This window comes from Streptomyces sp. P3 (genome assembly GCF_003032475.1).
GTDB lineage: Bacteria > Actinomycetota > Actinomycetes > Streptomycetales > Streptomycetaceae > Streptomyces.
Window position 1 is genome coordinate 1,542,593 of the sequence record NZ_CP028369.1, and the last position, 26,659, is coordinate 1,569,251.

A 26,659-nucleotide genomic window follows, 5' to 3' on the forward strand; every position below is an offset into this window, starting at 1 on the left:
CGAGGACGGACGTCACCATGGACGGCACCAAGCAGCAACGTCGCGGCAACACCCGCCAGCGCATCCAGGACGTGGCACTCGAACTCTTCGCCGAACAGGGCTACGAGAAGACCTCGCTCCGCGAGATCGCGGAGCGCCTGGAGGTCACCAAGGCGGCCTTGTACTACCACTTCAAGACCAAGGAAGAGATCACCGTCAGCATCTTCACGGACCTGACGAAGCCCATCGAGGACCTGATCGAGTGGGGCCGGAGCCAGCCGCACACCCTGGCGACCAAGCACGAACTCGTGCGCCGCTACAGCCAGGCGCTCTCCGAGGCGGCCCCGCTCTTCCGCTTCATGCAGGAGAACCAGGCGACGGTGCGCGAGCTCCAGATCGGCGACTCGTTCAAGGACCGCATGCGGAGCCTGCGCGACATCATCATCGACCCGGAGGCCCCGCTGACCGACCAGGTCCGCTGCGTGAGCGCCATCTTCACGCTGCACGCCGGCATGTTCTTCCTCCAGGACCTCGACGGCGACCCCGAGGAGAAGCGGCAAGCCGTCCTCGAGGTCGCCGTCGATCTGGTGACCCAGGCGCACCAGGGCGCCTGATCACGACGGCGTCAGACCTTCACGCCCTTGGAGTGCAGGAAGGTGACCGGGTTGATCGCCGAACCATAGTTGGCGGTCGTGCGGATCTCGAAGTGCAGGTGCGGACCGCTGGAGTTGCCGGTGCTGCCGGACAGCGCGATCTTCTGGCCGGTCTTCACGACCTGGCCGATCTTCACGTCTATGCGCGAGAGGTGGGCGTACTGCGAGTAGACGCCGTTCGCGTGCTTGATCACGACGGCGTTGCCGTAGGCCGGGCCGTCGCCTGCGCCGTTGCCGCCGGCCTTCACCACGGTGCCGCCGTGCGCGGCCATGACCTTGGTGCCGCTCGGCACGGCGAAGTCCTGACCACTGTGGGTGGACTGCCACATCTTGCCGGCCTGGGCGAACCCGGCGGACAGCGTGTACTTCTTCACCGGGTCGATCCAGGAGGCCGACACGGCCTTCTTGGCGGCGGCGGGCGCCGCGGCGGGGGCGGCGGCGGACGCCACTCCGGTCCCCAGCACGACCGAGGCGCCCACTGCGGCGGCCCCGACGGCCACGCGGGTGCGGAGCAGGGACGTACGGGAAGAACGGAACGTGACGCGCTGGAACATGAAGACCTCGTGTGGGGAGGGGACAGAAGAAACCACCCGGCGTGAACGTCCGCCGGAGTGGCCATCCCTTGGTAACCCCGAGGCCCATGAAGGCTCAAACGTGTGATCTACGACGGAAACTAGTACTCCACCCCAAAAGTTCACACTTCTTGACAGATCGCTCCTTACGGACACTTTCGACATCGCCCATGCCGGAGGCCGCCGGTGCGCCCTGAACTCTCGAGCAGATGTCCCTTTTGCCCGCTTTCACCCTGCGACTATCCGCCCTAGTAGGACCCAAATCGCTTGTGCGGCATGTCACCGGCCGCCCACTTCAAGGCACTTCGGAATGTGACGGCGGCTACTCCCGCGCCTCATAGGGCACTTGTGACCCCGGTCACGTTGCATGCAGGGGTCTGTGACCGGCCTCTCAGTCGGCTCTACCGTCCAGTAACCCGCTGGTTTCCCCCGGTAACCCCTTGGTTCCCCGTAAGTCATCCCCACCGATGAGCATGCTCACGACACCGGCAGCGCAAGGACGCGAGAGGACCCCACACATGACCAGAGGCACCTGGAAGCGCCGCATCGCCATGACCGCCGTCTCCACGGCCGCCGCCACGGCCCTGGCCGTTCCGGTCGGAGCCCAGGCCGCGACGGCCACCGGCGCCGCCACGGCCACCGCCTCGGCAGCCGCCGCGGACGTCGACTACGCGACCTGGCAGCAGGACTGCCAGGCGCTGATGAACCAGGCGCTGCCGGCGCTGAAGCAGCGGATCGCCGACGTCAAGCCGGGCGAGAAGCAGGCGATCGTCTTCGACATCGACAACACCACCCTGGAGACCGACTTCGGCTTCAGCTACCCGGCGCCGGCCAACAAGCCCGTCCTCGAGGTGGCCAAGTACGCCCAGGAGCACGGCGTCTCCCTGTTCTTCGTCACCGCCCGCCCGGGCATCATCTCCGGGGTGACCGACTACAACCTCAAGACCGTGGGCTACAGGGTCTCCGGGCTGTACGTACGCGGCTTCCTCGACCTCTTCAAGGACGTCGCCGCCTACAAGACCGCCCAGCGCGTCACCATCGAGTCCAAGGGCTACACGATCATCGCGAACATCGGCAACAGCGCCACCGACCTCTCGGGCGGCCACGCCGAGACGACGTACAAGCTGCCCGACTACAACGGCCAGTTGTCGTAGGAGCGCATGCGAAAGGGGCCGGTGCCGTGCAGCACCGGCCCCTTTCGCGGGCTCGACCCCTGGCGGGTCAGGCGTCCTTGCTCAGGTTCGGTCCGGCGCCGCCGGCCGCCTGCTCGATCGGCGGGACGTCGGGCAGCGCCGACTTCTCCTCGCCGCGGAAGGTGAAGGTCTTGGTGTCACCCTCGCCCTCGGTGTCCACGACCACGATGTGACCGGGGCGCAGCTCGCCGAAGAGGATCTTCTCCGACAGCGTGTCCTCGATCTCGCGCTGGATCGTGCGACGCAGCGGCCGCGCGCCCAGCACCGGGTCGTAACCCTTCTTGGACAGCAGCTCCTTGGCGGACTGGGAGAGCTCGATGCCCATGTCCCGGTCCTTGAGCCGCTCGTCGACCTTGCCGACCATCAGGTCGACGATCTTGAGGATGTCCTCCTGCGTGAGCTGCGGGAAGACGACCACGTCGTCGACGCGGTTGAGGAACTCGGGGCGGAAGTGCTGCTTGAGCTCGTCCGACACCTTGTTCTTCATGCGCTCGTAGTTGGTCTTCGAGTCGCCCGAGGCCGCGAAGCCCAGGTTGAAGCCCTTGGAGATGTCCCGGGTGCCGAGGTTGGTCGTCATGATGATGACCGTGTTCTTGAAGTCCACGACCCGGCCCTGGGAGTCGGTCAGGCGACCGTCCTCCAGGATCTGCAGCAGCGAGTTGAAGATGTCCGGGTGGGCCTTCTCGACCTCGTCGAAGAGGACGACGGAGAACGGCTTGCGGCGGACCTTCTCGGTCAGCTGGCCGCCCTCTTCGTAGCCCACGTATCCGGGCGGCGAGCCGAACAGCCGCGAGACCGTGTGCTTCTCGCTGAACTCCGACATGTCGAGGGAGATCAGCGCGTCCTCGTCGCCGAAGAGGAACTCGGCGAGCGCCTTGGACAGCTCGGTCTTACCGACACCGGACGGGCCGGCGAAGATGAACGAACCACCGGGACGCTTCGGGTCCTTCAGGCCGGCACGCGTACGGCGGATCGCCTTCGACAGCGCCTTGACGGCGTCGACCTGGCCGATGACCCGCTTGTGGAGCTCGTCCTCCATGCGCAGCAGACGCGAGGACTCCTCCTCGGTCAGCTTGAAGACCGGGATGCCGGTGGCCGTCGCGAGGACCTCGGCGATCAGCTCGCCGTCGACCTCCGCCACGACGTCCATGTCGCCGGCCTTCCACTCCTTCTCCCGCTTGGCCTTGGCGGCGAGGAGCTGCTTCTCCTTGTCGCGCAGGGAGGCGGCCTTCTCGAAGTCCTGCGAGTCGATCGCGGACTCCTTGTCGCGGCGGACGCCGGCGATCTTCTCGTCGAACTCGCGGAGGTCCGGCGGAGCGGTCATCCGGCGAATGCGCATCCGGGAGCCGGCCTCGTCGATCAGGTCGATCGCCTTGTCCGGAAGGAAGCGGTCCGAGATGTACCGGTCGGCCAGGGTGGCGGCCTGGACCAGCGCCTCGTCGGTGATCGAGACACGGTGGTGCGCCTCGTACCGGTCCCGCAGACCCTTGAGGATCTCGATCGTGTGCGGCAGGGACGGCTCGGCGACCTGGATGGGCTGGAAGCGGCGCTCGAGGGCCGCGTCCTTCTCCAGGTGCTTGCGGTACTCGTCCAGCGTGGTGGCGCCGATGGTCTGCAGCTCACCGCGGGCCAGCATCGGCTTCAGGATCGAGGCGGCGTCGATGGCGCCCTCGGCGGCACCCGCACCGACCAGCGTGTGCAGCTCGTCGATGAACAGGATGATGTCACCGCGGGTGCGGATCTCCTTGAGGACCTTCTTCAGGCGCTCCTCGAAGTCACCGCGGTAGCGGGAGCCGGCGACCAGGGCGCCGAGGTCCAGGGTGTAGAGGTGCTTGTCCTTGAGGGTCTCGGGCACCTCGCCCTTGACGATGGCCTGGGCGAGGCCCTCGACGACGGCGGTCTTGCCGACGCCGGGCTCGCCGATGAGCACCGGGTTGTTCTTGGTGCGGCGGGACAGCACCTGCATGACCCGCTCGATCTCCTTCTCGCGCCCGATGACCGGGTCGAGCTTGGACTCACGAGCGGCCTGGGTGAGGTTCCGGCCGAACTGGTCGAGGACCAGGGACGTCGAGGGCGTGCCCTCGGCAGGACCGCCACTGGCGCCGGCGGTCTCCTTGCCCTGGTAGCCGGAGAGCAGCTGGATGACCTGCTGCCGCACCCGGTTGAGGTCGGCGCCCAGCTTGACCAGGACCTGGGCGGCGACGCCCTCGCCCTCGCGGATCAGGCCGAGCAGGATGTGTTCCGTGCCGATGTAGTTGTGGCCCAGCTGAAGCGCCTCGCGGAGCGACAGCTCCAGGACCTTCTTGGCACGGGGGGTGAAGGGGATGTGCCCGGACGGGGCCTGCTGCCCCTGCCCGATGATCTCCTCCACCTGCTGGCGGACCGCCTCGAGCGAAATCCCGAGGCTCTCAAGGGCCTTGGCGGCGACACCCTCACCCTCGTGGATCAGGCCCAGGAGGATGTGCTCGGTGCCGATGTAGTTGTGGTTGAGCATCCGGGCTTCTTCCTGAGCCAGGACGACAACCCGCCGCGCGCGGTCGGTGAACCTCTCGAACATCGTTAATCGCTCCTCAGAGCGGTCAGGCAGTGGGGGGAACTTCCCCTCCCTGTCCTTCCGCAGCTTAGTCCCGCAAGCGGGGACCGCTCATTCCAACTGCCGACACCGTCGATGGCCTCCTGACCCCGAACGCCGACATCTGCTCCAACCCGATGGTGCGAGACGATGTTCCCGCAGGCCAGGCAGTTACCCCAGTCGCCAGTACGCCGATGGCGAACGTGAGACGTGCCGTGCCTGCGTGTCGCCCCCTCCCACTAGGGATGTCTTACCCGCCGGGACTGACACTCCATGCCGGGGGCCTCGGTTCCCTCCGCTACGGGCGAACAACGTTGCGCCTCACGACACCCGTCCCACCCTGATCGACAAAACGGGGCGCAGTCACGGAAACACCCAGCGTAACCCGGGGGCCTTTCGGACGGTTGGACTTGCCATGGTTGGCTCAGTTCCCTCGTCGAACCCCCCGGCGGCCCGCTCGGTCTGCTCCGTACCGCCCACCGTTCCCCTCCCTCGAAGGCCGTTCGATCCGGCCGACCGGATCCGTGGCTGGTACGAGAACGAACTGGGCTGGCCGACCGTGCCCGGAGAACCGCTCCGGCTTTCGACCGGCGAGCGCTTCGACGTCCTGGACGTCCCGGCCGAGGCGGGGCTCACGGCGCTCCGGCACCTGGCGCCGGACTCGCCGGTGGCCGTGCGGGGCGACCGGATGCTGCTGCTGGTGGCGGCCGGCTGCGCGGAGGAGGTGCCGGGGATCCTGGAGTGGCTGGAGTGGGGCACGCTGCCCCTGGGCCTGACGGCGCTCGGGGCCGGCGGCCTCGTCGAGGCGCCCTGGCCTGCGCACCGGGCTCCCGACCGCGCCACCGGGTCGGACCGCCGACCGGTGCAGGGGGCCGCCGTGTGGTTGCGGCCCCCCGTTGCAGGGTGCGAGGTCGAGGCCTCGCTGCCGACCATGTCGGCGCTGGGGGGCGCGGGAACCGCCCCCGATCTCGTACGGCTGGTGGACACGCTGGCGACGCAATGCCACCGTGTCCGACTGCTGGGCGCGTGCGCTCAGCCGTTGGCCTTCTCGTAGGCCTCGCGAATGGTCGCCGGAACGCGGCCACGGTCATTGACCTCGAAACCGTTCTCCTTCGCCCACGCGCGGATCTGGGCGGTGTCCTGGCTTCCGCCGGAAGCGGCACGCGTCTTTCCACGCCCACCCGCGGCACGGCCGCCGGTACGCCGGCCGCCCTTCACGTAGGGCTCGAGAAGTCCACGCAGCTTGTCCGCATTGGTGGTCGTGAGATCGATCTCGTAGGTCTTGCCGTCCAGCGCGAACGTCACGGTCTCGTCCGCCTCGCCGCCGTCGAGGTCGTCGACAAGAAGGACCTGAACCTTCTGTGCCACCGGATTTCCTTTCATCGAAAACGTGAGGGTCGGGGGTCAGCGGCGTCCGCCGTTTAGCCGCGCCCTGTTATATGCAGTACTGCAGTACGTCGGAAAGCAAACCGCTTTTGCTGGGAAAACACAAACCCTCGGCCAAGGCTGACGGCCCACCCGCCGACCGGAAACGTGCGCGTTTCGGACATAGGGAACCCGGGCAAGGCGGGTCGGCGGGAATGGGAGCGACGATCACAGATGCAGAAGCATCCGGCTGTTGCCCAAGGTGTTCGGTTTCACTCGTTCGAGTCCGAGGAACTCCGCGACGCCCTCGTCATAGGAACGCAGCAGCTCCGCGTAGACATCGGTGTCGACCGGCGTCTCACCGATCTCCACGAACCCGTGCTTGGCGAAGAAGTCCACTTCGAAGGTGAGGCAGAAAACCCGGCGAACACCGAGCCAGCGCGCGGTGTGGACCAACTTCTCCAACAACCGATGTCCGACGCCGGCGCCCTTCAGTCCGGGCTTCACCGCGAGAGTCCGCACTTCCGCCAGGTCTTCCCACATGACGTGCAGGGCGCCGCAGCCCACCACCTCGGCGTTGTCGTCGCGTTCGGCGACCCAGAACTCCTGGATGTCCTCGTAAAGCGTGACCGTCGCTTTGTCGAGCAGGATCCCGCCGCGGACGTAGGCGTCGAGGAGACGGCGCACGACGGGGACATCGCCGGTCCGGGCCCGCCGGACGGTGATGGCATTAGCGGTGACTTCGGGGTTCTCGGCCGAGGGACTCTCTGCTGACATGTACGGACGCTATCGCCCGTCGCGCTCCGTCGCCGAGGCGGGGTTCTCCACGGCGCCGCCCTTACCGGCCTCGGTCTGCGCACCCGGTGCACCGGGTGCGCTCGGCGTTGTTGCGGGTTCTGCGGTTTCCGGGCCTTGGACCATGCGCACGGCGTCGCGCAGCGCATGGCGCTGTTCGTCGCTCATCATCCCGAAGAAGGCGACGAGAGCGGCGGCGGGGTTGTCGCTCTGCGCCCAGGCGTCGTTCATCAGAGCCGCGGCGTAGGCGGCCCGGGTGGAGACGGCCTCATATCGATAGGCCCGGCCTTCGGCTTCACGGCGCACCCAGCCCTTCTGATGGAGATTGTCCAAAACGGTCATCACGGTGGTGTACGCGATGGACCGTTCCTGCTGAAGGTCTTCCAGGACTTCTCGAACGGTGACCGGGCGGTTCCACTTCCACACCCGCGTCATGACCGCGTCTTCGAGTTCTCCCAATGGGCGAGGCACAGCTCAGAACAATAGTGGGAGATCACACCAATCGCGTGCCGGACGGGCACTTTCGCCGACAAACGCCAACAAAAAGGGCGCGCAGCTCCGGATGGAGCCGCGCGCCCCGGGGGCGGCGGAGCATCGCGGGGGCGGTCAGGCCTCCGGGCTCACGGCGGTCTGGCGGGTCCCCTCCGCGCGCGCGAGGGCGGCGTCGACGGCCGCGTCCTCCTTGGCCTTGTTGGCGCCGCCCTGGGTCTTCACGATCACCCTGATCAGGCCGATGAAGAACACCGCCATGACGACGGGGGGCAGCAACGCGGAGACGTAGTCCATGGAACCAGGGTAGCCAGGGAGGAACGCGACACCGGGGCGGGGTGCGCGGGGGTCAGCCGACGGCGAGTCGCCGCTGCTCGGGGTCGGCGGGCGGCGGGGTCGGTCTGCGGCGCGGGAAGACCTCGCCCGGCGTGGGGACGGGCCGGCGGGCGGGCTCCGGGGAGGCGGGCTCGGCGGGCACGGGACCGGGGCCCGGCGTGGCCGGCTTTCCCGCGGGCTTCTTCCGAGGCTCCTCCTGCGGTCGGCCGCCGGGGTCCGCGCCGGCCGCGGAACCCACCGACACACGGACGGGCACCTCCTCGCAGAGGCCTCCCGGAAGGGCCAGGAGGCGCGTACGGGACGCCGGGACGGTCGCGGTGGCCGCCGGGGCCCTGCGGGCCGTACGACGGGCCAGTCGGGCGCGTACGTCCTCCTCGGCGAGCGTCTGGCAGCGTTCCAGGAGGGCCGCGCCCGCCGGGTTGCCGCGCAGGGCGCGCAGAGCGGCGAGGTCGTCGGGATCGGGCCGGTAGCCGGTGGCCAGGACCTCCTCCAGGAGCGCGAGGTAACCGGCGGCGGTGCCGGGAAGGGCTGCGCGGTACCGGCCGAGGTCGGCCACCAGGAACGCCCGGAGCCGGGCGGCCTCGTGCATCGCCTCGTCGAGGGACTCGGCTAGGCGATGGCAGTCCTGGATGTCCTCGGCGGAGACGGGGCCGGGGTGAAGGGCGAGGGCGAGGGCGCGGCGGAGCACGCGCAGCTCCTCCGCGCCGAACGCCAGGCCGCCTCGGGATCCGTAGGGCGTGGGCATGCGGCGACGATACGCGCTAATCAGACAAATTCGACATAGTGGGCGGGTGTGGCGCGCCCGAATCCGCTCCGTCGGCCCCGGCCCCGGCCCCGTCCGGCTCCGTCCGCCGACCTCTGCCGTCGGCCCGCTGTCGGGTCGCCGCTGTCGGGACGCCGCCGTTGCCGCCGACCCGCCCCGACCGCCGACCGACCGCCTCTGCGCGCGGACCGGCCGGGCCCGACCGAGGCCCGTGCGGGTCGCGAGGCCCAGGCAGACGTCGCGAGGCGAGGTTCACGCAGGCCGCCGGTGCCGCGGGTGCCTGGCGAGCACAGGCGGCGGCCGGGCCGGGATCGGCGGGGCCGGGCCCGTTCGGCGCCCTCCCGGCTGCGGGAGGGCGGTCGGCTCACATGCGCGACACGTTCCGCTCGTACACCAGGCGCAGCCCGATCAGCGTCAGCCACGGCTCGTGCTCGTCGATCACCGAGGACTCGCCCAGCACCGTCGGCGCCAGGCCACCGGTCGCGATCACCGTCACGTCGTCCGGGTCCTCGGCGAGCTCCCGGGCCATCCGGGTCACCACGCCGTCGACCTGGCCGGCGAAGCCGTAGAGGATCCCGGACTGCATCGCCTCGACCGTGCTCTTGCCGATCACGCTCCGAGGCCGGGCCAGCTCGATCTTGCGCAGCTGAGCGGCCTTGACGCCCAGCGCGTCCACCGAGATCTCGATGCCGGGGGCGATGACCCCGCCGACGTACTCCCCGCGCGCGCTGACCGCGTCGAACGTCGTCGCCGTCCCGAAGTCGACGACGATCGCCGGACCGCCGTAGAGCTCGTTCGCCGCGACGGCGTTGATGATGCGGTCGGCACCGACCTCCCTGGGGTTGTCGAACAGGATCGGCACCCCGGTCTTCACGCCCGGCTCGACGAGCACGGCGGGCACGTCGCCGTAGTAGCGCCGCGTCACCTCACGCAGTTCGTGCAGCACCGAGGGCACGGTGGCGCAGATCGCGATGCCGTCGATGCCGTCGCCCAGCTCGTCCCCCAGGAGGGGGTGCATGCCCATCAGCCCTTGCAGGAGCACGGCCAGTTCGTCCGCCGTGCGGCGGGAGTCGGTGGAGATCCGCCAGTGCTCGACGATGTCCTCACCGTCGAAGAGGCCGAGCACGGTGTGCGTGTTGCCCACGTCGATCGTCAGCAGCATGGCCGGTCCCCGTTCCCTACTCCGCCGCTCGCAGATCCAGACCGATGTCCAGGATCGGCGAGGAGTGCGTCAGGGCGCCCACGGCGAGGAAGTCGACGCCCGTGTCGGCGTAGACCTTGGCGTTGTCCAGGGTGAGCCGGCCCGACGCCTCCAGCAACGCGCGCTTGCCCACCAGGGCGACGGCCTCCGCGCACTCGGCGGGCGTGAAGTTGTCCAGCAGGATGAGGTCGGCGCCCGCGTCGACGACCTCGCGCAGCTGGTGCAGGGTGTCGACCTCGACCTCGATCGGCACGTCCGGGAAGGTCTCCCGCACCGCCTCGAAGGCCTCGGCGACACCGCCCGCGGCGACCACGTGGTTGTCCTTGACCAGTGCCGCGTCGGACAGCGACATGCGGTGGTTGACGCCCCCGCCGCAGCGGACGGCGAACTTCTCCAGCGAACGCAGGCCCGGCGTCGTCTTGCGGGTGTCGCGCACGCGTGCCCCGGTGCCCTCCAGGACGTCCGCCCACGCGCGCGTGGCGGTGGCGATGCCGGACAGACGGCACAGCAGGTTCAGCGCGCTGCGCTCGGCGGTGAGGAGGTCACGCGTGCGCGTGGTGACCGACAGCAGCTTCTGCCCGGCCTCCACCCGGTCGCCGTCCTCCACGTGCCGCTCGACCTCGAACTCGTCCGTGCAGACGACCGAGACGACGGCCTCGGCGATCCGCAGCCCCGCGGCCACGCCCGCCTCGCGCGCGGTGAAGTCGGCGGTGGCGACCGCCTCCTCGGGGATGGTCGCGACCGTCGTCACGTCGACGCCGTGCGCCAGGTCCTCCTGGATGGCGACGTTGGCGATGTCCTCCACCTCGACGGGGTCCAGTCCGGCGTCGACGAGCAGCTGGGCGAGTGCGGGGTCGAGCCCGCACTCCTCGTATTCGGCGTATCCCTCGTCGGTGAATCCGGCGTCTGCGGCGGCGCCGCAGGCACAGCCGTCGCCGCAGCCGCCGGTCGGGGCGAGGGGAAGGTCGGGGGTGCTCACGTCTGTCACTGCTCCTGGTGGTGCTGCCGGGTCGGGGGGAAGTCTGCGGTATCGGTGGTGTGTACGGCGAGGGTCCGGTCCGGATTCAGCCGTACGACGATGTGGCGGCGCCAGCCGGCGTCGTCACGGTCGGCGTGGTCCTCGCGCCAGTGGCAGCCGCGGGTCTCCTCGCGCAGGAGCGCGGCGGCGACCAGGACGCGCGCGACGCACAGGAGGTTGGTGGCCTCCCAGGTGTCGACGCCGGGCTCGGCCGTCTTGCCGTTCTCGTCGAGGGCGTCGCGGGCCTCGGTGTGCAGCCGCTGCAACTGGTCGGCGGCCCTCTCGAGGGACGCGGCGGAGCGCAGTACGCCCGCGCCGTCGGTCATGATCCGCTGGATGGCGAACCTGGCCTCGGGGGCGAGCAGCGGGTGCGCCGGCCGCTCGGGGCGCTCCACCGGCGTGGGCACCCGCGCGTGCAGTGCGTCGTCCGTCCGGCTCGCGGCGATGTCGGTCACGATGCGCTCGGCGTAGACAAGGCCTTCGAGGAGCGAGTTGGACGCCAGCCGGTTCGCGCCGTGCACACCGGTGCAGGCGACCTCGCCGCACGCGTACAGGCCCGGCACGGTGGTACGGCCGTGGGAGTCGGTGCGCACGCCGCCGGAGGCGTAGTGGGCCGCCGGGGCGACCGGGACGGGCTCGGTGACGGGGTCGATGCCGTGGGCGCGGCAGGCGGCGAGGATCGTCGGGAAGCGGTGCTCCCACATCTCGGCGCCGAAGTGGCGGGCGTCCAGGAACATGTGCTCGGCGTCCTGCTCCTGCATACGGCGCATGATGCCCTTGGCGACGATGTCCCGGGGCGCGAGCTCGGCCAGCTCGTGCCGGCCGAGCATGAAGCGCACGCCGTCCGCGTCGACCAGGTGCGCGCCCTCGCCGCGCACGGCCTCCGAGACGAGGGGCTGCTGGCCCTCGGCGTCCGCGCCCAGGAACAGCACGGTCGGGTGGAACTGGACGAACTCCAGGTCGGAGACCTCCGCGCCCGCGCGCAGGGCGAGCGCCACGCCGTCGCCGGTGGACACCGAAGGGTTGGTGGTCGCCGAGAACACCTGGCCCATGCCGCCGGTCGCGAGGACGACGGCGGGGGCGTGCACGGCCCCCACACCGTCGTGCTGGCCCTCGCCCATGACGTGCAGGGTCACGCCGGCGGTGCGGCCTTCGGCGTCCGTGAGGAGGTCCAGGACGAGTGCGTTCTCGACCGTGCGCAGTCCGCGCGCGCGGACCGCCTCGACGAGCGCGCGGGAGATCTCCGCGCCGGTCGCGTCGCCGCCCGCGTGCGCGATACGGCGACGGTGGTGGCCGCCCTCGCGGGTCAGCTCCAGGCCCCCTTCCTCGGACTCGTCGAAGTGCGCGCCGGTCTCGATCAGCCGTCGCACGGCGTCGGGGCCCTCGGTGACGAGGATCCGCACGGCCTCCTCGTCGCACAGCCCCGCGCCCGCCACCAGCGTGTCGTCCAGGTGCTGTTCGGGCGTGTCGCCGTCGCCCAGGGCCGCGGCTATGCCGCCCTGCGCCCAGCGGGTGGAGCCGTCGTCGAGGCGCGCCTTGGTGACGACGACCGTCCTCAGCCCCGCGGCCTCGCAGCGCAGGGCCGCGGTCAGGCCGGCGACGCCGGAGCCGACGACCACCACGTCCGCGGAGATGTTCCACCCGGGCGCGGGTGCGTGCAGTCGTATGCCTGTGCTGGTCACGAGGCGGCTCCGAAGGTGAGGGGGAGGTTGTCGATCAGCCGGGTCGTGCCGACCCGGGCGGCGACGGCGAGAACGGCCTCGCCGGTGAAGTCGTCCTCGATCTCGGTGAAGTCGGACGGGTCGACGAGCGCGAGGTAGTCCAGCCGCAGCGGGGGGTCGAGCCGCAGGGCCTCGTCCAGGATCTGGCGGGCGGCCGCGCGGACCGCGGCGGGGTTGCCCGGGGCGGCCTTGGCGACGGCGTGCGCGTCGGCGGCCGCGCGGGATTCGCCGATGGCGCTGAGCGCCTCGGCGCGCGCTTGTGTGGCGGGCACCTCCCGCGCGCGGGCCCGCAGTGCCTCCTGCGCCGCGTGCCGGTCACGGCCGGCGAAGAGGGCCTGGGAGAGCGCGAGCGCGGTGCGCCGCTCCCGCGCGGACAGATAGCGGTTGCGGCTGGACAGCGCCAGCCCGTCCTCCTCGCGCACGGTCGGCACGGCGACGACCTCGGTGCCGAAGTTCAGATCCCGGACCATGCGGCGGATCAGGGCGAGCTGCTGGGCGTCCTTCTGCCCGAAGAGGGCGGCGTCGGGCCGGGTGAGGTGCAGCAGCTTGGCGACGACGGTGAGCATGCCGTCGAAGTGCCCGGGCCGTGAACCGCCCTCGAGGCGCTCGCCCATGGGGCCCGCGGAGATCCTGACCTGCGGCTCGCCGCCCGGGTAGACCTCGTCCACGGACGGAGCGAACACGACGTCCGCGCCGGCCTGCCCGGCGATCTCCAGGTCGGCGTCCAGGGTGCGCGGGTAGCGGTCGAGGTCCTCGCCCGCGCCGAACTGCAGCGGGTTGACGAAGACCGTGACGACGACCTCGCCGCCGGGCCCGGCGAGCTCGCGGGCGGTGCGCACCAGGGTGGCGTGCCCCTCGTGCAGGGCGCCCATCGTCATCACGACGGCCCGGCGGCCGTCACGCGTGCGTGCGTGCAGCTCGTCGGCGGTGCGCAGCAGGGCGGCGGTCATCCGGCATCTCCTTCGGCGCCGTGCGGGCCGGGACTGCCGGGGTCGGACGGGGCGCCGTGGGGGTTTCCGGCGAGCACCCCGAGGAGGTCCTCGGCGAGTTCGGGCTTGAGGAGCCCGTGGGCGAGCGCGCGGTCGGCGGTCGCGCGGGCCATCGCGAGATAGCCGGCGACGGCCTGCGGGGCGTGCTCACGCAGCTGCGCGACGTGCGCGGCGACCGTCCCCGCGTCCCCGCGCGCCACGGGCCCGGTGAGCGCGGCGTCGCCCGAACGCAGCGCGTTGTCGAGAGCGGCGCCGAGCAGCGGGCCGAGCATCCGGTCGGGGGCTTCGACGCCGGCCGCGCGCAACAGCTCCATGGACTGGGCGACCAGGGTGACCAGGTGGTTGGCGCCCAGGGCGAGGGCCGCGTGGTAGAGCGGGCGGCTCTCCTCGGCGATCCACTCCGGTTCGCCGCCCATCTCGATCACCAGGGCTTCCGCGGCCATCCGCAGTCCGTCGGGCGCGGTGACGCCGAAGGAGCAGCCGGCCAGGCGCTGGACGTCCACCGGGGTGCCCGTGAAGGTCATCGCGGGGTGCAGGGCGAGCGGGAGGGCGCCGGCGCGCAGGGCGGGGTCGAGGACCTTCGCGCCGTACCGCCCGGAGGTGTGCACGAGCAGTTGGCCGGGGCGTACGGCGCCGGTCTCGGCGAGGCCGTCCACCAGGCCGGGCAGGGCGTCGTCGGGGACCGTCAGCAGCACCAGGTCGGCCCGCCGCAGGACCTCTGCGGGCGGGACGAGCGGCACGTCGGGCAGCAGGAGCCCGGCTCGTCGTCTGGACGCGTCGGAGACACCGGAGACGGCGACCGGACGATGCCCGGCGAGCTGGAGGGACGCGGCCAGGGCAGGACCCACCCGGCCCGCGCCGACGACGCCGACGGCGAGCCGTGCGGGGCGGTCCCTCGGGTCTGGTTGTTGGGCTGTACTCACGCGACGCGGCCTTCCGTTCCAGTCCGCTCGGGGTACCGGACGATTTCTCGTCATGTTAACGCGATCCGTTCGAGAGGCGTCCGGTTGTCCACAGGCTGTGGGCTTTCCCACCCGTTCCCGGCATCGGCCGGGAACGGGTGGGAGAGCTGGGGCACGGGTGGGGGCACGGGTGGTTGGGTCGGGCGGCCGTGTCTGGCGCCGCAGGCCGGAGGTGGGTGCGGGTGAGGGGGCCGGGCGCGGGTCTGCGGGCGGGGCGCGGCAAGGAGGCACTGGCGCGGACCGGACGGGGCTGTGTGGGCCGGCCCGCGTGAGGTGCGGGTCGGCGGGCCCGAGGGGAGGCCGACGGGATATGCGCGTGCTCACGCGCGCGGGGGCACGGCATCATCCGGGGCATGACATACACGACGGACCGAGGAGACGAAAAGACGACGCAGCAGCGCCTCCGGGAGCGGCGGGCGGTCGCCCACCGGGAGGCGCGACGCGTCCTGTCGCGCGCGGGATTCCGCAGCACGCTGCGCGAGCGGCTCGCGCACCTCCACGAGCACGCACCCGACGTCCACGACCTGGACGAACCCGGTGACATGTACGGCGACGGGATCGTGGGAGCCCTCGAGGAGCGGGTCGCCGAACTCCTCGGGACGGAGGCCGCCGCGTTCTTCCCGACCGGCACGATGGCCCAGCAGATCGCGCTGCGCTGCTGGGCGGGCCGTACCGGCAACCCGACGGTCGCACTGCACGCGCTGAGTCATCCCGAGAGGTGGGAACGGGGCGCGTTCACCGCCGTCAGCGGACTGCGCACCGTCCGGGTCACGGGTGAGCCCCGGCTGCCCACGGCCGCGGAGGTGCGCGCCTTCGAGGAGCCCTTCGGCGCGCTGATGCTGGAGCTGCCCCTCCGCGACGCCGGTTACGTGCTGCCCTCCTGGGAGGAGCTCACCGAGACCGTGGAGGCGGCCCGCGAGCGCGACGCGGTGGTGCACTTCGACGGCGCGCGACTGTGGGAGACGACCCGTCGTTTCGGGCGTCCTCTGCACGAGATCGCCGACCTGGCGGACAGCGTCTACGTGTCGTTCTACAAGTCCCTCGACGGTTTCGGCGGTGCCGCGCTCGCCGGTCCGCGGTCGCTGGTGGAGGAGGCGAAGACCTGGCGGCACCGGTACGGCGGCATGGTCTTCCAGCAGTTCCCCACCGCTCTGTCGGCGCTCATCGGCCTGGAGCGCGAACTGCCCCGGCTGCCCGAGTACGTGGACCACGCGCGCGTGGTGGCCGCCGCGCTGCGCGAGGGCCTCGCCGCGACGGACGTGCCGTGGGCGCGCGTGTACCCGGAGCCGCCGCACACCCACGAGTTCCAGGTCTGGCTGCCGTACGAGGCCGACGTCCTCGCCGAAGCGGCGCTGCTCCAGGCCGAGGAGACGGGGACGATGCTCTTCGCGGGCGCCTGGGAGCGGCGTGGGCCGGGGCTGGCCGTCACCGAGGTCGGCGTCCGCTCCGAGGGTCTGACGTGGACGGCGGACGATGTGAAGGCGGCGGTCGCGGACTTCACCACGTGGATCCCCCGGGCGGCCCGGGCCGCCGACGGGGCCGACGGGGCCGACGGGTAGGGGCAGGTGGGCGGGGCACGGGCGCCGGGCCTCCAGGGCCCGTGCCCGCGCGGCAGCCCCGCCCCGGCGGCCGGCCGATCACGGACGTCGGTCGATCACCGACATCGGCCGATCGCGGACGTCGGCCGGGCCGGGGTGTCGGTGGCGGGGTGCACCATGAGGGCATGAGCCTGCGCATCGACGTCGCCGGGCTGCGGCCGGAGAGGGTCTCCGTCGCGCCCTCGCCCCTGGCCGAGCTCGGCATGGCGCTGCACGCGCTGGCCGAGCCGGGGCACCATCCCGGCCTGCAGGGCTGGGTCACCGCGGTCACCGCCGGGCTCGACCCGCATCTGGCCGACCGGATGTGCGAGGCCGACTTCCTGTGGCGGACGACGTTCTCGGACCTGTTCCTGCCCTGCGCGGGCATCCCGGGCAGAACCGCCCTCCCCGGCGCGACGCTGGCCGACGAGCTCGACCTCCTGGACAAGCTGACGGACGAACAGTTCGTGGACTGCGCGCTGGAATTCAGCTGCGCGCCCGGTTACGACCTGCCGAGCGCCGGCGCCCTCTCCGACCCGGAGCTGCGCCGGCGTGCCTTCGACCTGGCCGCCACGCGCGGCCCGCGGCAGGTGCGGTTCACCCGGCGGCTGCTCGACGACCCGCCACACGTGCGTGCGTGGCTGCGCCAGTTCCTGCGGGACTGCGACGAGGCGTTCTTCGCCGACGTCTGGGCGCGGGTGCGGCTCCCGCTCGCCGCCGACGCCCGCCTGAAGACGGACCTCCTGCACCGTAAGGGTCTGGCGGAGACGCTCGCCTCCGTCTCCTCTGCCGTGACACTCGACGAGGAGGCCGCGCGGATCACCGTCGACAAGCTGGTCGTGGGCCGGAGCACGACGGGGGACGGCGGCCTGCTGCTGGTGCCCACGAGCCTCGGCTGGCCGCACCTGATGGTGCTGCACCGGTACGGCTGGCAGCCGGTGCTGCACTACCCGGTCGGCTCGCCGGAGCCGGCCGCACCGCCGTCGGTGGAGCAGCTGGCGCTCCGGATGACCGCGCTGTCCCATCCCGTCCGTATGCGCATCTGCAGGATGCTGGCCCGCAGCGCGTACACCACGACGGAACTGGCCCGGGTGCACGGCGTGTCGGCTCCCGAGATATCCCGGCACCTCACGCTGCTGAAGAAGGCGGGCCTGGTCACCACACGCCGGCGCGGCCGGTACCTGCTGCACCAGCTCGACGTCGCGGTGGTGGCCCGGCTGGGCAGCGATTTCCTGGAGGGAATCCTCCGCTAGCGGGCTGCCCCGACGGTCAGTCGAACCGGATGTGCCTCAGACCCACGCCGACCTGCCGCAGCCGGGTCCGCAGCGCGCCCTCGGTGTGGGGCCTGAGCGTCAGACCGGCCAGGACGGCGATGCGATCGGCCGTCTTCGGCACCGTCGTCTGGTCCGTCCACAGGTGTTCGGCGAACTCCGGCTCGCGCAGGCGCTGCAGGCAGTGGTCGAGCCGCCGGACGGCCCAGGTCTCCCGGCGCAGCCCCGCGTTCCTTCCCACGGCGAACCCCAGGAGGTGCCCCGGGCCGCGTTCACGCAGCCGTCGCAAGATCGTCTCCCGTTGGGCGAGGAGCGTGAAGTGACGCACGTCGTGGCCGAGTTCACGCAGCCTGCCGACGGTCTCGGCGAAGTACACCGGGTCGGTGACGGTCATCGGGGCGACTACCACGCCGTCGTGCTCGCGGAGTGTCAGGTCGAGGACCTCGACGACGCCCTGCCGCCAGGACGCCAGGTCCTGGAAGTCACCGCGCAGGTCCGGCGGCAGCATGCGACGCAGGCCGAACCCGGCGTGCTCGGGGTCGCACACCACGCTGCCGGGCAGCCGGCGCCGGATCTCGTAGGCGGTCTGCGTCTTGCCCCCGCCGAAAGGACCGTTGATCCACAGAAGCATGCGCAGACCCTAGTGCGGGCCCGGCCCGGTCCGACGGAGAGACCCCGAGCCGAGCCGTGCCCGTGACGAAGGGCGGGACGCGGCCTCTGTGAACAGAACACCTAGAAGACCGATGAAGATCTCGCTCCGGCCGCCCGACTCGCCCTGGATTGCCGGTAAATGTCAATCGCCGTCAACCGGTGCAAGCCAGGCGCAATTTCAAGATCTTCAGGGCACTTCTAGTGGCCGCCGGCCCGGACGAGGCCCGTTTCGTAGGCCAGCACAACCACCTGGACGCGGTCGCGCAGGCCGAGCTTGGTGAGGATGCGTCCCACGTGGGTCTTGACGGTCGCCTCGGAGAGCACCAGCCGGGCCGCGATCTCCCCGTTGGACAGCCCCTGGGCCACCAGCACCATCACCTCGCGTTCGCGCTCCGTGAGCCGCTCCAGTTCCTTGTGCCGGGGCTCGCCTCCGGTCGCGGGCAGCATCGGCGCGAACCGGTCCAGGAGGCGGCGGGTGGTGGAGGGCGCGACCACCGCGTCACCGCTGTGCACGGAGCGGATCGCGGCGAGCAGCTCGCCCGGCGGGACGTCCTTGAGCATGAAGCCGGAAGCGCCCGCCTTCAGCCCGGAGAACGCGTACTCGTCGAGGTCGAAGGTGGTCAGGATCAGCACCTTCGGAGGGTCGGGCTGCTCGCAGATGCGCCGGGTGGCCTCCACGCCGTCCAGCTTCGGCATCCGGACGTCCATCAGCACGACGTCCACCTCCGTCGACCGCACCACCTGAAGGGCCTCGACGCCGTCGCCCGCCTCCGCCACGACCTCCATGTCCGGCTGGGCGGCGAGCACCATCCGGAACCCGGTGCGCAGCAGCACCTGGTCGTCGACGAGCATCACGCGGATCGTCATCGAGTCCTCTTCCGTTCTTCTGTCGGGGGAGCGTGGGACGGAGCGGTCGGGTTGGTGCGGTCGGGGTTGGTGCGGGCGGTTCACGGGGGCGTGACAGGTGTCAACGAAGGGCGTGCGTCAGCGTCAATGCGCCGGTTTGAGCGGGAGGAGGGCGCTGATCCGGAATCCTCCGCCCGGTCGCGGGCCCGCGTCCAGGGTGCCGCCCACCATGCCGACCCGTTCGCGCATGCCGATCAGCCCGTGACCGGCGCCGTCGGCCCCGCCCTCCTCGTACAGCTCGTGCGGGGCGCCCTTGCCGTCGTCCTCCACGAGCAGCCCGAGACCGTCGTCGAAGTAGACCAGGCGGACGCTCGCGCCCGTGTTCGGCCCGCCGTGCTTGCGCGTGTTGGTCAGCGCCTCCTGCACGATGCGGTACGCCGTCAGCTCGACTCCGCTGGGCAGCGGCCGGGGCGTGCCCTCGACCTTGAAGTCCACGGGCAGGCCCGAGCCGCGGCACTGCTCGACCAGGTCCTCGATCTGCTCGACGTCCGGCTGCGGCACGTACTCGCCCCCCTCCTGGTGCTCGCCGGTGCGCAGCACGCCCAGCAGCCGGCGCATCTCGGCCAGGGCCTGGCGGCCGGTGGAGGAGATGGTCTCCAGGGCCGCCTTCGCCTGGTCGGGCGCGGCGTCCAGGACGTAGGCGGCGCCGTCGGCCTGCACCACCATCACCGACACGTTGTGCGCGACGACGTCGTGCAGCTCGCGCGCGATGCGGGCGCGCTCGGCGGCGACGGCGACCTTCGCCTGCGCCTCGCGCTCCTTCTCCAGACGGGCCGCGCGCTCCTCCAGCTGGGCGAAGTACGCGCGGCGGGTGCGCATGGAGTCGCCGAGCACCCAGGCGAACGCGAACGGCACCGTCAGGAAGACCACGGCCGCGAGGTTGCCCAACACGCCCGAGGCCTCGTTCGGCCAGCGCAGCTGGGCGGCGGTGGCCGCGCTCAGGCCCATCACGAGCGCCAGCCGGGACGCCCACCGGGCGCCGTTCGCCGCGACCGTGTAGACGATCACCAGCAGGGCGAAGTCGGCGGCGTTGGTCGAGACGTTCAGTACCAGCTGCGCCAGCCCCAGTGCGGAGGCCAGCAGCAGCATCTTCTCGGGCAGCCGCCTGCGCAGCGCGATGACCAGGCAGAGCAGAAGCACGACGGGCACGTACAGCGCCATGGAGTCGGTGCCTCCGCGCTGGTCCCGGCCGGCGGTTCCGGCCGCGACAGAGATCCCGAAGAGGACGAGGGCCCAGAAGCCGTCGACCCCGGTCGGGTTTCTGCGGAGGAAGTCATAGAGGCGCTGCACGTAACCCAGCGTAGGGAAGCCCGACGCGTGCGGGGGTCAACCGGAGGGTCGATCCGGTGGGGGCGCGTGTACTCCGCAAGGTGGATGCCGTGATCACCTTTACGCCTGTCCGTATGCCCGGTCCGTCCGCCTAGTCTGTCCGGATGGACGAGGTCTGGCGGACGAGGTGAGCGCCTCGGGCGAGTGGCGCGGCTGGCGCGCGGCGACGCAGGCCGCGCTGTACGGAGCGGGCGATGAGGGCGCCCCGGGCGCGACGGACGTGACGCGCCCGGCTGACCTGACGTGTCCGAGGCGTCCGGCGGGTCCGACAGGCCCGGCGGGTCCGGCAGATCCGGCGGCGTCCACGGAAGCGCCGGCTTCGACGGGAACGCCGGGCTCGGGCGGCTCGACGGAGGGCTTCTACCGGCGGCCCGAGGGTCCCGCCGGACACTTCCGCACGTCCGTGCACGCCTCGCCGCTCTTCGCCGAGGCCGTGGCCCGCCTGCTGTGCCGGGTGGACGAGGCGTTGGGCCGGCCCGAGTCGCTCGACTTCGTCGACATGGCCGCCGGCCGGGGCGAACTGGTCGCCGCGGTGCTGGCGGCGCTGCCCGCCGACGTGCGCTCCCGCACACGCGCGTACGCCGTCGAGATCGCCGACCGCCCCGAGGGGCTCGCTCACCGGATCGCGTGGCTCCGCGAGCCGCCGCCGGCCGTCACCGGGCTGCTGTTCGCCAACGAGTGGCTGGACAACGTCCCCGTCGAGGTCGCCGAGGTCGACTCCGCGGGGGTGGCGCGACTGGTCCTCGTCAGGGAGGACGGGACGGAGCGGCTCGGGGAACCGGTGTCGGGAGCGGAGGCGGACTGGCTGGCGCGCTGGTGGCCGTCGGGGGGCGAGGAGGGTCAGCGGGCCGAGATCGGGCTGCCCAGGGACCTGGCGTGGGCGTCGGCCGTGGCCTGTGTCGGACGGGGGCTCGCGGTGGCGGTGGACTACGCGCACACCGCGGACGCCCGCCCGCCGTACGGGACCCTCACCGGGTTCCGGGACGGACGCGAGACCGCGCCCGTGCCGGACGGGTCCTGCGACATCACGGCCCACGTGGCGCTGGACGCGTGCGCGCAGGCGGGAGCGGGAGCCGCGGCGCGGACGCACCCGCCGCACACGCTTCCCGGCTCGTCCTCGCGCCTCACCACCGGCACGCACCCCGGCTCCCGCGCGATGGCGGGCCCAGCGGCGCGCACCGGCACACGCCTGCTCACCCAGCGCGCCGCACTGCACGCCCTGGGCCTCTCGGGCGCACGCCCCCCGCTCGCACTCGCCTCCACCGACCCCGCCGCATACGTGCGCGCCCTCGTGAGCGCCGGAGCGGCCGGCGAACTCACCGCGCCGGGCGGCCTGGGCGGCTTCGGCTGGCTGGTCCAGCCGGTCGGCATCCCGAACCCGCTGGTCGCACGGCCGGGCCCGGACGCCGTGGCGGACCCGGAGACCGCCCCGGCGCCCGAAGCCGGCTGACCGTCCCCGGGCCTGCCGCGCCCCGGGCGACCGTCGGCCGGCCGGCCGGAGCGGCGCATGTGCGCGCCGCGCGACCGCGTGACGCCCCGGGGGCGCGGGGGCGCCGTGGCCCGGGGGCCTGACGGCCCGGCTATTTGTCGATGTCTCCCACCACGAAGAACATCGACCCCAGGATGGCCACCATGTCCGCGACCAGCGTGCCGGGCAGCAGTTCGGTGAGCGCCTGGATGTTGTTGTACGACGCCGAGCGCAGCTTCAGCCGGTACGGCGTCTTCTCGCCCTTGCTGACGAGGTAGTAGCCGTTGATGCCGAGGGGGTTCTCGGTCCACGCGTACGTGTGCCCCTCGGGTGCCTTGAGGACCTTCGGCAGCCGTTGGTTGATCGGGCCGGGCGGCAGGTCGGCGAGACGGTCCAGGCAGGCGTCCGCGAGCGCGAGCGCGTTGTACGTCTGCTCCAGGAGGCACTCGAAGCGGGCGAGACAGTCGCCCTCGGTACGCGTCACCACCTTCAGGGTGTCCTGCAGCTCCCCGTAGGCGAGATACGGCTCGTCCCTGCGCAGGTCGAAGTCGACGCCCGAGCCGCGCGCGATCGGCCCGCTCACGCCGTAGGCGTGCACGTGCTCCGGCGCGAGGACGCCGACGTCCCGCGTGCGCCCGCGGAAGATCTCGTTGCCGAGCACGAGGTCGTCGAAGACGTCCATACGGGAGCGCACGGCGGCGACCGCCCCGCGTGCGCGGGAGGCCCAGCCGGCCGGCACGTCCTCCTTGAGGCCGCCGACGCGGTTGAACATGTAGTGCATGCGTCCGCCGGAGACCTCCTCCATCACGTTCTGCAGCACCTCGCGCTCACGGAAGGCGTAGAACACGGGCGTGATGCCGCCGAGCTCCAGCGGGTAGGACCCGAGGAACATCAGGTGGTTGAGCACCCGGTTCAGCTCGGCGAGCAGCGTGCGGGTCCACACTGCGCGCTCGGGGACCTCCATGCCGAGCATCCGCTCCACCGCCAGGACCACGCCCAGCTCGTTGGAGAACGCCGACAGCCAGTCGTGACGGTTGGCCAGCATGACGATCTGCCGGTAGTCGCGGGCCTCGAACAGCTTCTCCGCGCCGCGGTGCATGTAGCCGATCACCGGCTCCGCGTGCTGGATGCGCTCGCCGTCCAGCACGAGCCGCAGCCGCAGCACACCGTGCGTGGAGGGGTGCTGGGGGCCGATGTTGAGCACCATGTCGGTGCTCTCCGCGGCGCCGCCGATCCCGACCGTGGTCTCCGTCGTGGGAGTCATGGCACCAGTCTCCCCTACGTACGCTGGGCCCATGGAGACGGGGAGCCCGGTGAGCCCGGGGGGCGCGGGGCCGGCGGAGGCCGGACCGCAGTGGACCGGGCTGCCGCTCGCACTGCTGAGGATGCGGCGGCTGCTGCTGGTGGTGTGGCTGGTGCCGGCCGCCGTCGGCACCGGGCTGCTGCTCGGCCTGCTCGTCGGCCCCGGGTGGGCCGCGTTCGCGCTGCTGCCGCTGGCCGGCATCGGCTGGGGCTGGGTGCTGCTCGGCCGCAACTGGCGCTCCTGGCGGTACGCGGAGCGGGCCGACGACCTGCTGATCAGCCGGGGCGTGCTGTGGCACGAGGAGACCGTCGTGCCGTACGGGCGCATGCAGCTCGTCGAGGTCACCTCCGGCCCCGTCGAGCGCCGCTTCGGGCTGGCCGGCGTCCAACTGCACACCGCGGCCGCCGCGACCGACGCGGCGATCCCGGGGCTCGACCCCGCCGAGGCGGAACGGCTGCGCGACCGGCTCACCGAACTCGGCGAGGCCCGATCGGCGGGGCTGTGACGGAACCGGGCGTGGAGGACGGCGTGCCGCGGGCGCCCGGCGGATCGGGAGCTGGTCCGGCGCCGCTCGCCGCCGAACGCCGGCTGCATCCCGTGACGCCGTTCCGACGGGCCTGGGCGCCCGTCGCCGTCCTCGTCGGCTGGGCGGTGCACGACCCGAACCAGGCGCAGGAGCAGCTCACCCGGCTGACCACGACGACGCTGCTGATCGCGCTCGCCGTCCTCGTCCCCGCGTCCTCCCTCTACGGCTTTCTGACCTGGTGGTTCACCCATTTCGCGGTGACCGACGGCGAGCTGCGCATCCGGACCGGGCTGCTGTTCCGGCGCACCGCGCACATCCGGCTGGAACGCATCCAGGCGGTCGACGTCAGTCAGCCGCTGCTGGCCCGCGTCGCGGGCGTGGCGAAACTGCGGCTGGACGTGGTCGGCGCCGAGAAGAAGGACGAACTCGCGTTCCTGGGCGAGGAGGAGGCCCGCGCGCTGCGGGCCGAGCTCCTCGCCCGCGCGGCGGGCTTCGCCCCGGAGGCGGCGCGTGAGATGGGCGAAGCGCCCGCGCGCGAGGTGCTGCGGGTGCCGGCGCGCGAGCTCGCGATCGCGCTGGCGCTGACGGGCGCCAGCTGGGGCGCGCTGGCCGCCGCGCTCGTCGTGCCGCCCGTGCTGTGGCTGGCCACCCACAGTGTGTGGACGGTCCTGGCGACCGGGGTGCCGCTGCTGGGCGCAGCCGGTGCGAGCAGCGTGGGACGGTTCGTCGGCGAGTACGACTGGACGGTCGGCGAGTCGCCGGACGGGTTGCGGATCGACCACGGCCTGCTGGACCGCACGCACGAGACGGTGCCGCCCGGGCGGGTGCAGACCGTGCGGATCGTCCGGCCGCTGCTGTGGCGGCGGCGCCGCTGGGTGCGCGTCGAGCTGGACGTGGCCGGCTCCGCCAACTCCGTGCTCGTGCCGGTCGCCCCGTACGAGGCCGCGGAGGTCGTCGTCGCGCGCGTGCTGCCCGGGGCGGTCGTCCCGGCCGACGCGTCGCTGGAGCGCCCGCCGCGCCGGGCCGGACGGTGCGTGCCGTTGTGGTGGCGGGGGTACGGCATCACGGTCACGGACACCGTGTTCGCCGCCCGGCACGGCCTGCTGCGCCGCCGTCTGTCGCTGGTGCCGCACGCCAAGGTCCAGAGCGTGCGGCTGACGCAGGGGCCCTGGCAGCGCCTCTGGGGCCTCGCCGACGTCCATGTGGACACGGGGGCAGGAAAGACCGTCACGGCCCGCCTGAGGGACGCGCAGGAGGCCGCGCGACTGCTCGAGGGTCAGGCCGAACGGTCTCGGACCGGGCGCCGCGACTCCCGGCCCGACCGGTGGATGACATGACCCGCTCGCCCTGACCGCACGCCGTCCGGGTCCGAGCGGTGGCGCGGCAGCGGCGTCAGGAGACGGCGCTGCGCAGCTGCTGGAGGTCGATCTGTTCCGTCTCGTCGTGGGCGGTCAGGTCGATCACCTGGCCGACTCCGCGCGACGCCTCGCCCGCCGGCTTGAACGCCGCCTCGGACTCGGCCTTGTGCAGCGCGAGGGCCTCCTGGCCGACGACGTCCGCCAAATCCTCGTTCTGGACGGCTTCGAGGGCGTCCGGCGCCGACTCGCTCTTGGTGCCGAAGAAGTCGAACCCGCCTTCCGCCGTCGGGCGCCGCACCGGCTGAGCGGTCGGCACGACGGCCACGGCGGTGGGCACCGCGAAGTGACCGGACGGCGGCCGCACGGGGGCGGCGGGACGCGGCACGAGCGCGCCGGCCGCACCCGCCGCAGCCTCGACGGCGGCGGGGGCGGTGGGTGCCGGGGCGGCGCCGGGCTCCGGGTCCAGTGGCGGCTCGGGCTGCGGCGCGGTCCGCGCGGCGAGCGGCTCCTCAGGGGACCCGACGGCTTCCGGCGCGCCGGCCGGTGCGCCGGGGTGCTCGCTCTCCGTGGCGATCCCCGGGGCCGAGTTCTCCCACGGCGCCTCGTTCTCCGGCGCCGCTTCGTGCGAGGCCTCGACGTCCTGTGAGGTCCTGTCGTCCTGCGTGACCTCGACGTCCTGCGGTGTCTCGTCGTCGGCTGCCGGATGGGGGGCGGTCGCGCGCGCGTGCTCGTCGACCGCCTCGGGCTTCCCCTGCGCCTCGTCCTCCGGGGCGGCGTTCGCGTCGGCGCCGGCGGCTCCGGCCTCCGCGGAGGCCGCCCGCGCGGGCTCCTCCCCGGCACAGTCAGCGGCGAGGTCCCCGGCGAGGTCCTGGCCCTTCGCGGATTCGCCGCCGTCGGTGTCCAACCGCGCCAGAGCGGCCTGCGCCCGCAGCCACAGCTTCGAGCCCTCGGGCGAGAAGACCGCCGAGAACCGCAAAACGTCCTCGCGGGGCTCACCCGACCCGGCCGCGGCCGACTCCGCCGCCTCGGCCGACTCCGCGCCTTCGGCGGCGTCCGCAACCTTGACGTCGCGATCCTCGGTGGCCTCGCTCGCGGGCGGGCCGGGCAGCGCGGGCACCGCCTCTATCTCGAGCAGACGGCGGCCCTCCAGGGCGCTGGCCCGCTCGGTCTCCGCGGTGGCGTAGCGGCGCAGCAGCGCCGCGTGCTCGTTGCGCAGGCCGGCGAGTTCGGCGCGCTTGGCCCGCAGCCGCTGCTCCAGCTTGACCCGCAGCTCACGCGACTCGTCGAGGTCGCTCTCCAGTTCGGCGACCCGTTCCTCGTAACGCCACTCGTCACTGGCACGCGCGCGCGTGAGGTCGGCGACGTGCTTTCCGGCCTGCATGTCCCAGCGGCGCATCACGACCGCGCCGACGATCGCCGTGACCGCGGCCGCCGCCGCCAGACCACGGAGAGTCGTCTGTTGCGTGAACACCCAGGGGCCGAGAGCGCAGACAAGGGAGACGCCTGCGATCACCGAGGGGGGCAGCAGCCTGTGCAGAGGCGGGGAATGACGGTGACGTCCACGTGGCATGGCCAGAAACTTACCGCGCGTAGGCGAATGTTGGCGCCCCGCCCCACAAAAACTCAGCCATACCGAAGCCTTCACAGAACATCAGGAAACCC

25 protein-coding genes are annotated in these 26,659 nt (G+C 72.2%); 8 read left to right on the forward strand and 17 right to left on the reverse strand.

Features of this window, described 5'->3' with window-relative positions:
* Window positions 1-17: 17 nt before the first annotated feature.
* Window positions 18-593, forward strand: coding sequence for a TetR/AcrR family transcriptional regulator (locus tag C6376_RS06920; RefSeq protein WP_107442609.1), 576 nt, complete (start codon window positions 18-20; stop codon window positions 591-593).
* 11 nt (window positions 594-604) lie between these two features.
* Here C6376_RS06920 and C6376_RS06925 read toward each other — a convergent pair whose 3' ends face one another.
* Complete coding sequence (locus C6376_RS06925; RefSeq protein WP_107442610.1) at window positions 605-1,186, reverse strand: M23 family metallopeptidase; 582 nt, start codon at window positions 1,184-1,186, stop codon at window positions 605-607.
* A 536-nt stretch (window positions 1,187-1,722) separates the two neighbouring features.
* Between C6376_RS06925 and C6376_RS06930 the strand changes: the two genes are divergently transcribed.
* Window positions 1,723-2,358, forward strand: coding sequence for an HAD family acid phosphatase (locus C6376_RS06930; RefSeq protein ID WP_107442611.1), 636 nt, complete (start codon window positions 1,723-1,725; stop codon window positions 2,356-2,358).
* Between the two features lie 67 nt (window positions 2,359-2,425).
* On the opposite strand, the gene C6376_RS06935 is transcribed toward C6376_RS06930, so the two are convergent.
* A complete protein-coding gene (locus tag C6376_RS06935) occupies window positions 2,426-4,954 on the reverse strand; it encodes an ATP-dependent Clp protease ATP-binding subunit (RefSeq protein WP_107442612.1) in 2,529 nt (842 codons plus the stop codon).
* Window positions 4,955-5,384: 430 nt separating this feature from the next.
* Here C6376_RS06935 and C6376_RS06945 point away from each other — a divergent pair, with 430 nt between their 5' ends.
* On the forward strand, window positions 5,385-6,023 hold the full coding sequence (locus C6376_RS06945) for an SCO3374 family protein (protein ID WP_107442613.1): 639 nt from the start codon (window positions 5,385-5,387) through the stop codon (window positions 6,021-6,023).
* On the opposite strand, the gene C6376_RS06950 is transcribed toward C6376_RS06945, so the two are convergent.
* The 10 genes from C6376_RS06950 to C6376_RS06995 all read right to left on the reverse strand — a co-directional run bounded on the left by C6376_RS06950 (window position 6,002) and on the right by C6376_RS06995 (window position 14,569).
* Entirely contained in the window at window positions 6,002-6,337 is a 336-nt protein-coding gene (locus C6376_RS06950; RefSeq protein ID WP_057577705.1) for an Lsr2 family protein, read from the reverse strand. The genes C6376_RS06945 and C6376_RS06950 overlap by 22 nt on opposite strands.
* Before the next feature lie 225 nt (window positions 6,338-6,562).
* The gene (locus C6376_RS06955; protein ID WP_107442614.1) at window positions 6,563-7,111 is read right to left on the reverse strand and encodes an amino-acid N-acetyltransferase; all 549 of its coding nucleotides are present in this window, start codon (window positions 7,109-7,111) and stop codon (window positions 6,563-6,565) included.
* Window positions 7,112-7,120: 9 nt separating this feature from the next.
* Window positions 7,121-7,600 (reverse strand): BlaI/MecI/CopY family transcriptional regulator, encoded by a 480-nt coding sequence (locus C6376_RS06960; protein ID WP_107442615.1) that lies wholly within the window; start codon window positions 7,598-7,600, stop codon window positions 7,121-7,123.
* Window positions 7,601-7,735: 135 nt separating this feature from the next.
* Complete coding sequence (locus tag C6376_RS06965) at window positions 7,736-7,915, reverse strand: hypothetical protein (protein WP_107442616.1); 180 nt, start codon at window positions 7,913-7,915, stop codon at window positions 7,736-7,738.
* A gap of 52 nt (window positions 7,916-7,967) precedes the next feature.
* Window positions 7,968-8,669, reverse strand: a complete 702-nt coding sequence (locus tag C6376_RS06970) for a hypothetical protein (protein WP_107448812.1) — start codon at window positions 8,667-8,669, stop codon at window positions 7,968-7,970.
* 412 nt (window positions 8,670-9,081) lie between these two features.
* The gene (locus tag C6376_RS06975) at window positions 9,082-9,879 is read right to left on the reverse strand and encodes a type III pantothenate kinase (protein ID WP_107442617.1); all 798 of its coding nucleotides are present in this window, start codon (window positions 9,877-9,879) and stop codon (window positions 9,082-9,084) included.
* A 16-nt stretch (window positions 9,880-9,895) separates the two neighbouring features.
* On the reverse strand, window positions 9,896-10,897 hold the full coding sequence (nadC, locus tag C6376_RS06980) for a carboxylating nicotinate-nucleotide diphosphorylase (RefSeq protein ID WP_107442618.1): 1,002 nt from the start codon (window positions 10,895-10,897) through the stop codon (window positions 9,896-9,898).
* A gap of 5 nt (window positions 10,898-10,902) precedes the next feature.
* A complete protein-coding gene (locus C6376_RS06985; protein WP_107442619.1) occupies window positions 10,903-12,618 on the reverse strand; it encodes an L-aspartate oxidase in 1,716 nt (571 codons plus the stop codon).
* A complete protein-coding gene (gene panC / locus C6376_RS06990; RefSeq protein ID WP_107442620.1) occupies window positions 12,615-13,607 on the reverse strand; it encodes a pantoate--beta-alanine ligase in 993 nt (330 codons plus the stop codon). The genes C6376_RS06985 and panC overlap by 4 nt, the downstream gene beginning before the upstream one ends.
* Window positions 13,604-14,569 carry a Rossmann-like and DUF2520 domain-containing protein gene (locus C6376_RS06995; RefSeq protein ID WP_107442621.1) on the reverse strand — a complete coding sequence of 322 codons (966 nt, stop codon included), beginning with the start codon at window positions 14,567-14,569 and terminating at the stop codon, window positions 13,604-13,606. The genes panC and C6376_RS06995 overlap by 4 nt, the downstream gene beginning before the upstream one ends.
* A gap of 392 nt (window positions 14,570-14,961) precedes the next feature.
* On the opposite strand from C6376_RS06995, the gene C6376_RS07000 reads away from it, so the two are divergent.
* A complete protein-coding gene (locus C6376_RS07000) occupies window positions 14,962-16,167 on the forward strand; it encodes a low specificity L-threonine aldolase (RefSeq protein WP_107442622.1) in 1,206 nt (401 codons plus the stop codon).
* A 164-nt stretch (window positions 16,168-16,331) separates the two neighbouring features.
* Complete coding sequence (locus C6376_RS07005) at window positions 16,332-17,438, forward strand: DUF5937 family protein (protein ID WP_107442623.1); 1,107 nt, start codon at window positions 16,332-16,334, stop codon at window positions 17,436-17,438.
* A gap of 16 nt (window positions 17,439-17,454) precedes the next feature.
* Here the strand turns inward: C6376_RS07005 and C6376_RS07010 are convergent, their stop codons facing one another.
* The 3 genes from C6376_RS07010 to C6376_RS07020 all read right to left on the reverse strand — a co-directional run bounded on the left by C6376_RS07010 (window position 17,455) and on the right by C6376_RS07020 (window position 20,303).
* A complete protein-coding gene (locus C6376_RS07010) occupies window positions 17,455-18,087 on the reverse strand; it encodes an AAA family ATPase (protein WP_107442624.1) in 633 nt (210 codons plus the stop codon).
* 218 nt (window positions 18,088-18,305) lie between these two features.
* Window positions 18,306-18,974 (reverse strand): response regulator transcription factor, encoded by a 669-nt coding sequence (locus C6376_RS07015; protein ID WP_107442625.1) that lies wholly within the window; start codon window positions 18,972-18,974, stop codon window positions 18,306-18,308.
* 123 nt (window positions 18,975-19,097) lie between these two features.
* Window positions 19,098-20,303 (reverse strand): sensor histidine kinase, encoded by a 1,206-nt coding sequence (locus C6376_RS07020; protein WP_107442626.1) that lies wholly within the window; start codon window positions 20,301-20,303, stop codon window positions 19,098-19,100.
* Between the two features lie 154 nt (window positions 20,304-20,457).
* Between C6376_RS07020 and C6376_RS07025 the strand changes: the two genes are divergently transcribed.
* Window positions 20,458-21,792 (forward strand): SAM-dependent methyltransferase, encoded by a 1,335-nt coding sequence (locus C6376_RS07025; RefSeq protein ID WP_254076342.1) that lies wholly within the window; start codon window positions 20,458-20,460, stop codon window positions 21,790-21,792.
* Window positions 21,793-21,922: 130 nt separating this feature from the next.
* Here the strand turns inward: C6376_RS07025 and C6376_RS07030 are convergent, their stop codons facing one another.
* Window positions 21,923-23,074, reverse strand: coding sequence for an NADH-quinone oxidoreductase subunit D (locus C6376_RS07030; RefSeq protein WP_057577720.1), 1,152 nt, complete (start codon window positions 23,072-23,074; stop codon window positions 21,923-21,925).
* Between the two features lie 31 nt (window positions 23,075-23,105).
* Between C6376_RS07030 and C6376_RS07035 the strand changes: the two genes are divergently transcribed.
* Together C6376_RS07035 and C6376_RS07040 are read left to right on the forward strand one after the other, a co-directional pair.
* A complete protein-coding gene (locus C6376_RS07035; RefSeq protein ID WP_107442627.1) occupies window positions 23,106-23,618 on the forward strand; it encodes a PH domain-containing protein in 513 nt (170 codons plus the stop codon).
* Between the two features lie 23 nt (window positions 23,619-23,641).
* Window positions 23,642-24,976 (forward strand): PH domain-containing protein, encoded by a 1,335-nt coding sequence (locus C6376_RS07040; protein WP_107448814.1) that lies wholly within the window; start codon window positions 23,642-23,644, stop codon window positions 24,974-24,976.
* 55 nt (window positions 24,977-25,031) lie between these two features.
* On the opposite strand, the gene C6376_RS07045 is transcribed toward C6376_RS07040, so the two are convergent.
* Window positions 25,032-26,567, reverse strand: a complete 1,536-nt coding sequence (locus tag C6376_RS07045) for a hypothetical protein (protein WP_107442628.1) — start codon at window positions 26,565-26,567, stop codon at window positions 25,032-25,034.
* Window positions 26,568-26,659 lie beyond the last annotated feature (92 nt).